Raw genomic sequence first — 7,953 nt, 5'->3', positions numbered from 1 at the left:
CCCAGATTCAAGTAATAATTGCAACACTAATAGTTTAAGGAAGGAAGCCTAGGCTTCCTTCCTTAGGCTGAATAATTAAATTAGTGTTGACATGCAAAAATTCAATCAGCTCAGCCTAGAGCAAAGATATCAAATCGAGGTTTTAAACAAAGAGGGATTCAGTCAAACTGCAATAGCCTGTCGGGTCGGCGTACACAAAAGTACCATCAGTAGGGAACTGAAAAGAAACACTGGGAAACGGGGACGTAGTGCAGGAAATTACTCAGCACGCATAGCAATGAACCGGGCTCAAGAACGCCATAAATACAAACCCAAACACAGACGGTTTACCGAGGTAATGAAGGAGCAGAGCAGAATCTGGCTGGAAGATGAAAAACTGAGTCCGGAACTGATTGCCGCCAGGTGGAGAGTCAATGGCCAACCGGGAGTGTCCCATGAGACCCTCTACCAATGGATCTGGCTGGCAAAAAAAAGTAACCATTGGCAGTTCAGGAAGGATAGAGGATTATACAAACATCTCAGACACGGTAAAAGAAAACGTAAAAGAGGTAATTACAGGGATTCCAGAGGACTGATCAAAGAAAGAGTTTCCATTGAAAAAAGGCCTCCCGTAGTGGAGCAGAGGCAGCGGATCGGTGATATTGAAGTGGATCTGATGATGGGTAAAAACCATCAATCGGCACTTCTGGTACTGGTAGACCGGGCTACTTTAATCACCACGTTGGAAAAGTTAGAGGGTAAGAACGCCGATGTCATTGAACAGAAAATAACCAGAAGAATCGAACGGATTGGCGCCTCATTTTTTAAGTCAATCACGTTCGATAATGACAAAGCCTTCGCAAACCACCATCGAATCAGGGATAAATTCAACCTGCCAACCTTTTTTACAAGGCCCTATACGTCTCAGGATAAAGGAACGGTGGAAAACAGAATTGGATTGATCAGGGCTTTTTTACCCAAAGGAACAGACCTGAATCAGTACTCGGTGGAACAAATTCAATCCATAGAATTAAAAATCAATAACAGACCCGTTAGAAAGTTTGATTACCTTAGTCCATTACAAAAACTCAAACAAAAATTAGGTGTTGCATTTATGAATTGAACACGGCAAAGGACATTTTTTTGCTATCAAAATAATTTCTTAGTTATTAAAACTCTATCAATTTTAATTAACCTCTTTGTATAAAATGGTTTCTATCTGCTTTTTATTGAATTCGTTAAAAATTGTAAAAGTATTTTTGTCTTATTAAAAATCACCTTCTAGATGCTATCGGATCAGGATTATTATCAGGATCTCCGATAACAAAACCATCGCTTTCAATTTCACCCAATACCAATAAGCCGGCCACATGAGGAGCTGCCATGGAAGTACCGGAAATACTTCTGTAAGTAGAATTAATCCAAGTGGAATTAATTGACACTCCGGGAGCACACCAATCAATAGGTGGATTTCCAAAATTGGAAAAGGAAGCAAACCTATCATTTCTATCCATAGCCGAAACTGTCAATATAAATGGACCGTTCACTCTTCCTGGACTAGAACTAGAAGAATTTGTAGATGAATTGCCAGCAGCAAGAACAAACCAAATCCCTTTATTAGATGCATTCAGAACAGCATTATCTAAAGCAATTGAAACCCCACCTCCCAAACTCAAATTCGCTACATCTCCATTTTGACCAACAGAAGCAATATAATTAACTCCCGCTATCACTCCGGAATTAGTCCCCGATCCATTACTTCCCAAAACCTTTACCGGAACGACTTTTACTCCAGGAGCAACACCAATTACTCCTATTTCATTATCCAAAGCCCCAATTGTACCAGCAACATGGGTCCCATGTCCATTTCCATCATTCAAGGAGGCTCCATTACTACCTGTTGAAAAAGCGTTAAATCCTTTACTACTATCCACATTTAAATCTGGATGATTTAATTGAATTCCAGTATCAACTACAAAAACAGATTTGCCACCATTATAAGAAACTCCCCCGTTTACCCTTATAATTCCATAGGGAATACTTTGAGCTGGTTGAGGAGAAGGGTTAGGGTTATTACCCCCAATTAAAGGATCTAATATCGGTCTTAAGATAGGCAACAATTTAATTTCGAAATCCTGCTCAACATTTTGTACCAAAGGATCACTTTTTATTTGTTCCATCATATTTATATCTCCATTGAAAGTAAATCCATAAATGGCTGATTCATAAACATGCAGAATGCTTTCTTCTCTTAATCCATACTTTTCAAAATATTCTTTAGTTTTTGTTCTAAATAACTTTTGCCTACTTATGTAATCACCATCCAGCTTAAAGTTGATAAAGCTCTGGCCTAAGGTTACTATATATTGATTAGGAATTGGCTCCCAATATACTTTTTCTATTGGAGTTTGAATGTCAATCTCATTCACATTATTCAATTCACATGAAAACAATAAAATTGAAAGTAAGTATTTTAGGTAATTATAATATTTCATAAATTTTTCAAAAATTGGCAAATAATATAACAGCTTTCTTTCTTTAAAAGAAAATTTGTAGCTTATTTTTAGAACTAATGAATAGAATCCGCGATCTTCAATTTTTAGCTCCTTTTACGGAGATCTATAGAAGTTTCCCGCCGTTTAAGCAATAGAAATATGAAAATTATCAGTTTCATAAGAAGAAGTAAACTTCCTTTCACATTTAAATATTTAATTGATTAATAGGAAATAATCTTAAATTCTGTCCTCCTATTTTCTTGATGTTTTTCTTCCGTGCATTCAACGTTATCTATACATTCATTTCTAATTTGAAATTCCCCCATACCTATGGAACTTAATCTGGATGAAGAAATTCCATTTGAAATTAAATAATCCACTACAGATTCTGCTCTCCTTTTAGAAAGCCTCATATTATAATTCACTGTTCCTCTACTATCTGTATGAGACCTTATTTCAACTTTAATTGTGGGATTTTCTTTTAAAATACCCAATAAAAAGTCAAGATTAGGTTTAGCATCTTCTCGAATATTCCACTTGTCAAAATCATAATAGATATTTTCAATTTCATAAGCTTTACCAATCTCTATTCTATTCATATAAATATCCTGAAAAACTAAAGAATCACCCATAATTGTATTTTCAGGAATTTCAATTCCTTTTAATTCAGTTTTGAGGTATCCAGTCTTTCTACTGTTAATTGAAACAAATTGATTAGAGCCCAATTTAACTTTATATGCACCATCTTGTCCGGTTACAAATGAATTTATGATCCCTCCATTTTCAGAAAAAACAGATACAACCGCATCAGCTAACAATGAACTGTCTATGGCATCTAAAACTTTCCCTTCTAAAATCATGGATTGCCTACTTTCTAAATCCACAAAATAGATATCATCCAATCCCTTACCTCCCACTCTATCTGAAGCAAGAAATCCTTGTTTAAAATCCCTTCCTAAAACAAACCCAAAATCATCTCTATTAGAATTGATGGGTGTTCCCAAATTAACTGGTAAAATAAAGTCCTCACCTACTTTTGAAGATTTAAAAATATCCAAACCTCCTAAACCAATATGACCATCACTTGAAAAGTAAAACGTACCATCTTCAGAGAAAAAAGGAGACCTTTCATTGAAAGAAGTATTGATTGTAGGCCCAACATTGATGGGAGGTTGCCAACCTTTTTCATCAATCCACTGAGAAAAATAAATATCCGTTCCACCTTGACCACCAGGCATATCAGAAGAAAAATAAAGTCTTTGGCTTTTTTGGTCAAAAAAGGGATCAGAAACCGAATAATTCAGTGGACTATTAAATGGCAGTGTCATAAAATCTTCCAGAGAAATAGAATCCAAATTATTGTCTATATAATAAACTTCAGGAAAAATGGTATAGTTGTTAAATTTACCAGATTCTGTTTTTCGATATTTATGGGCCTTTGTTAAAGTGATGAAAATCCATTGATCAGACTTATAGATTGGACCAATATGGTATTTAGATTCAAAACCTTTAATCTCTTCAGCAGAGCCAAAAATACTTTTTAAATCTTGAGTTAGATTGACTTGATATAAACTTAAATAATCATTTCCCGTCCATCCATAGATATCATTTTTTAAGCCATTATCATTAAACTTCCAGTCAACTTCTTTTTCTAATCTATCTGAAACCCAAAGCAACTTTTCATCTTGATAAATAAAAGGCCCAAATTCACTGAACTTGGTATTAATACCCTCCACAGGTGCAACCCTCGATCTTGACAAATCGTTAGTAAGAATTCCCCCATACTCACTGTTGCTCCATAGATTCTTTAACATATCAGATGATTGAGCTGGGTCTAATATTTTCAAAATTTCCCTTGCCTCACTATATTTTGAGTTAGCTATCAATGACTCTGCAAAAGGCCTTAAATCAGTAGAGTCCAATTGATTCTCTCTTTTAAGTTTTGCAAACCATTCTTCAGCTTGTTCAAAGTTTCTAACCTTATAATAAGACAAGGCAAGACCTCTGGCAGTCTTGGGGTTTGGAGATTGTTCCCAACTTTTTAAGAAACTTTCAATCCCAGCAGAATAATTAAGATTTTCTAAATGTTTTTTCCCTTTTATGTATTCTTTTGTTTCAAAGGATTTACAAGCAAATAGAAATATGAAAAGGATGAAGAGAAATGATTTTGTTTTCATATTCATTATTAAAAGAATCTAGGTGAAAGAAGTCTAACTTTTTTAGGTGGAAAAAGGTAGGTGATTGATATATCATGAGTCGTAAATGTACCTACTGAAAATCTGGTAACGGTATGATCATAGGCATATCCAAGACGTAATCCCTCCATGATTTCTAATTGAACTAAACCAATGACCGCAGTAGATTTTCTTAGCCCATTTTGGGCCTCTCTTCCTGGCATACTCATGCCAAATCTATAGCCTGCTCCTAACCAAAAAACATCATTTATTATGAAACTACTATTTAAATCTAGTCTGGCTGGAGATTTAAAATCATCCATATACATAAATGAAGGTATAAACCTAACACTATAAGTTAAATCAAAATGATAACCCCCAGTTACATAAAGATGTTGAATTGGTTGTGCCATCACTCCCCCTTGGTCTAAGTTCAATAGACCTGCTACCATATTATCGCCAGAAACACCTAAATAAAAATTTTCATCGTATAAAAAAGCTCCGAATTTAACGTCTGGATAGATCATCCTATCTTTTGAAGCTGGGATAGAAGGATCGTTATCTTGATCTGGTGAAAGCATTCCTCCATCCAATTGAGAATTGATCAAGCCTGCTCCTGCCCCAAAAGAAATATATTTTGTATTACCAATTCGGAGATGATAAGATATATTACCGAAAGCTGCTGTTGTTCTTTGTGCACCTAAACGATCAGTAATTAATTGTCCACCCACTCCCAGATTAGTTTCATCCAAATACGTATCTGCAGCAATTGCGAAAGTCTCAGGACTATTATTTACTCCTGTCCATTGCTTTCTAAAGTAGCTCTGAACTTTAAATCTCTGTTGGTACCCAGAATAGGCAGGATTTATGAAAATCGGATTAAACAAATACTGACTATACTGTGGAATTTGTTGGGCTTTACTTTCTCCCAAAAAAAGGGAGAAAGTAAGAGCAGTAGCAAAAATTAATTTAAAGAATCTCATGAAAATCATTTAATAATGGTGACAAAACCGGTTAACGTACTAGACTGACCCTCCAAATCCCAGACTCTCAACTGATAAAAATATGTACCAGCAGCAAGACCATTTCCAGTCCAATCATTTTGATAATTTGTAGATTGATATACCTCTACACCCCACCTATTGACAATTAAAACCTCATTTCTTTCAAACAAATCTTGAAGATTTCTAATCTGCCAGGTATCGTTAATACCGTCTCCATTCGGTGTATATACATTTGGAATCACAAAGGATAACTGTCTATGAGTAGCAGAGTCAGTATTGTTTTCTATATCCGAATCTTCAAGGTTACTTTCAACAAAAGCAATATTTGTAATCTCTCCTTCATCCAGAGCCAGTACACTTAGTGTTAATGTTTGTGATTGATTTGAAGATAATTGCTCAATTCTCCAGCTAATCTCTCTTGATTCAAAATCATAATTTGTCACACCACCGCTCACTACTGCTGTTCTAAATTCAACACCTAATGGAAGTAAATCTTTGATCAATATTTCATTTGCCTGATTATCAGATATGTTTGTTACTGTTATCCTATATTCAAACTCTTTCCCTATCTGAACAATTGATGAAGACACTTCTTTCTTAATTTCAAGATCAACCATTGGGGCTTCCAATTGAACTAGGACCTCGGGAGAAATAGCTTCGGAAGGCGGGAAATTATCACCAATAACAAAAGCCTTATTAATTATACTTCCACCAGTATCCTCTCCTACTAATAAATTCAAGACAATTTCAATGATTTGTCCCGGCGCCAATGAACCAAACTCCCATTGAAGAATATTGTCAACTTCGATGACTTCAGGACTGGAACTGATAAGTACTGTACCACTTGGAAGGCTGTCTGTCACCAAAAGGTTATTGGCAGTAAAATCACCTGTATTTTGAACCAATATGGTATAGGTAAGTATCTCTCCTACACTGACTAAGGATTTATCTACAAGTTTCTCAATTACAATTTCAGTATTGTTTTCTGAACCAATAACTTCAACTCCATCCCCTGGATCTGATTCAAATGATTTCCCATTCTCGGTAGAAACAATGGCCGTGTTGAAAATAATATCTCCTACTATTGCCTCTTCATTGATTGTAACAACCAAACTTAGCTCAATAGATTGACCTGATTCTAAAGAGTTAATCCTCCACTCAACCAATTGATCAATATTTTCAGCGTTTCCATTTGCAGAAACAAAAGTCAGCTTGTTTGATAGGAAATCAGTGATCACCAAATTTTCTTGACTTATTGAGGAAGTATTTGTTACCTCTATTGTATAAATCACTTCATCTCCAATTCTAGCCTGATTAACATTTGGAATTTTTGTAATTCTTAAAGAAGTTGAGTCCTCCACTGTAATTACTTCAGGATCTGACTCTGTAGGAGGATTTGGATCATTCAACCTTTGAACTACAGCAAGGTTGGATATGCTGGTTCCAGGAATGGCATCTTCACTAACCCTAACCCTCAAACTCAGGGAAATTAGATTTTGGGAAGGCAAAGAATTAATATTCCAAATCACTACTTGTCCATCTGATGATCCTCCGTTTGAAGCACTGATAAATTCCAATCTAGAATCTAAAGTGTCAGAAACAATGAGTTGATTTAGGTCTAAAGGAGTAGTATTAATTACCGTAATCGTATAGAGTACTGTATCACCAGGTAACACATTGTTTACATCAGCAACTTTTCTAATTTGAAGTCCTTCATCAACTTGGCAATTCTCTAAACTAACAGTTACCGAAGCTCTAGATATGCTTTCGCAACCAGTTTCAGGATCAGTCTGAGTAGCGTAATAGGTAGCCCCATTTACCAATTCCAAATTAGAATCTAAAACCGTAGCAGAACTTATCGTTGCATACCACCTTATGTTAACTCCCACAATGGATATCGAGTTGAGAGTAGGATTATCCTCAATACAAAATGATTGATTTGGATTTAAAATGATTGGAGCATCTGCATTATTGACAGTGACAATCAGTTCTGCTCCATCATTTGGCGCGTTTTCACATACGCCATCGCCTGATACGCTCACATAATAGGTCGTTGTCACTGATGGACTGACCGTCAAATTACTCAGCTCATTGCTCAAGGCAGCATCGGTGAAGAATCGGAATACCGGATTGCTGATTCCTGGGGCGGTTGCACTCAGAACAAAACTGTCTCCCTCACAGATCTCTCCTCCATTAGGAGAAATATCAGCTGCCGTCGCTCTTCTGTTGACAGTGACCATCAGTTCTGCTCCATCATTTGGCGCGTTTTCACATACGCCATCGCCTGATACGCTCACATAA

The 7,953-nt window shown here is 36.0% G+C and carries 5 protein-coding genes; 1 reads left to right on the top strand and 4 read right to left on the bottom strand.

Annotated elements, in window-relative coordinates; genetic code table 11:
- Positions 1 to 91 precede the first annotated feature (91 nt).
- The gene (locus tag FL972_RS00530) at positions 92 to 1,102 is read left to right on the top strand and encodes an IS30 family transposase (protein ID WP_144602280.1); all 1,011 of its coding nucleotides are present in this window, start codon (positions 92 to 94) and stop codon (positions 1,100 to 1,102) included.
- A 151-nt stretch (positions 1,103 to 1,253) separates the two neighbouring features.
- Here FL972_RS00530 and FL972_RS00525 read toward each other — a convergent pair whose 3' ends face one another.
- The 4 genes from FL972_RS00525 to FL972_RS00510 all read right to left on the bottom strand — a co-directional run.
- Positions 1,254 to 2,474: a S8 family serine peptidase gene (locus tag FL972_RS00525; RefSeq protein ID WP_144602278.1), complete on the bottom strand. Its 1,221-nt coding sequence runs from the start codon at positions 2,472 to 2,474 to the stop codon at positions 1,254 to 1,256.
- Between the two features lie 221 nt (positions 2,475 to 2,695).
- Positions 2,696 to 4,651, bottom strand: coding sequence for an OmpA family protein (locus tag FL972_RS00520; protein WP_186299963.1), 1,956 nt, complete (start codon positions 4,649 to 4,651; stop codon positions 2,696 to 2,698).
- 8 nt (positions 4,652 to 4,659) lie between these two features.
- Positions 4,660 to 5,631, bottom strand: coding sequence for a PorP/SprF family type IX secretion system membrane protein (locus FL972_RS00515; RefSeq protein WP_186299962.1), 972 nt, complete (start codon positions 5,629 to 5,631; stop codon positions 4,660 to 4,662).
- Positions 5,632 to 5,636: 5 nt separating this feature from the next.
- Positions 5,637 to 7,953, bottom strand: a 2,317-nt coding sequence (locus FL972_RS00510) for a T9SS type B sorting domain-containing protein (protein ID WP_144602272.1), incomplete at its 5' end; no start/stop codon positions are given.

Source organism: Algoriphagus algorifonticola (assembly GCF_007655305.1).
In the GTDB taxonomy this organism is placed as follows: Bacteria; Bacteroidota; Bacteroidia; order Cytophagales; family Cyclobacteriaceae; genus Algoriphagus; species Algoriphagus algorifonticola.
Note: the sequence above shows the minus strand (reverse complement) of the source record. Positions and strands in the feature narration are given on the sequence as shown.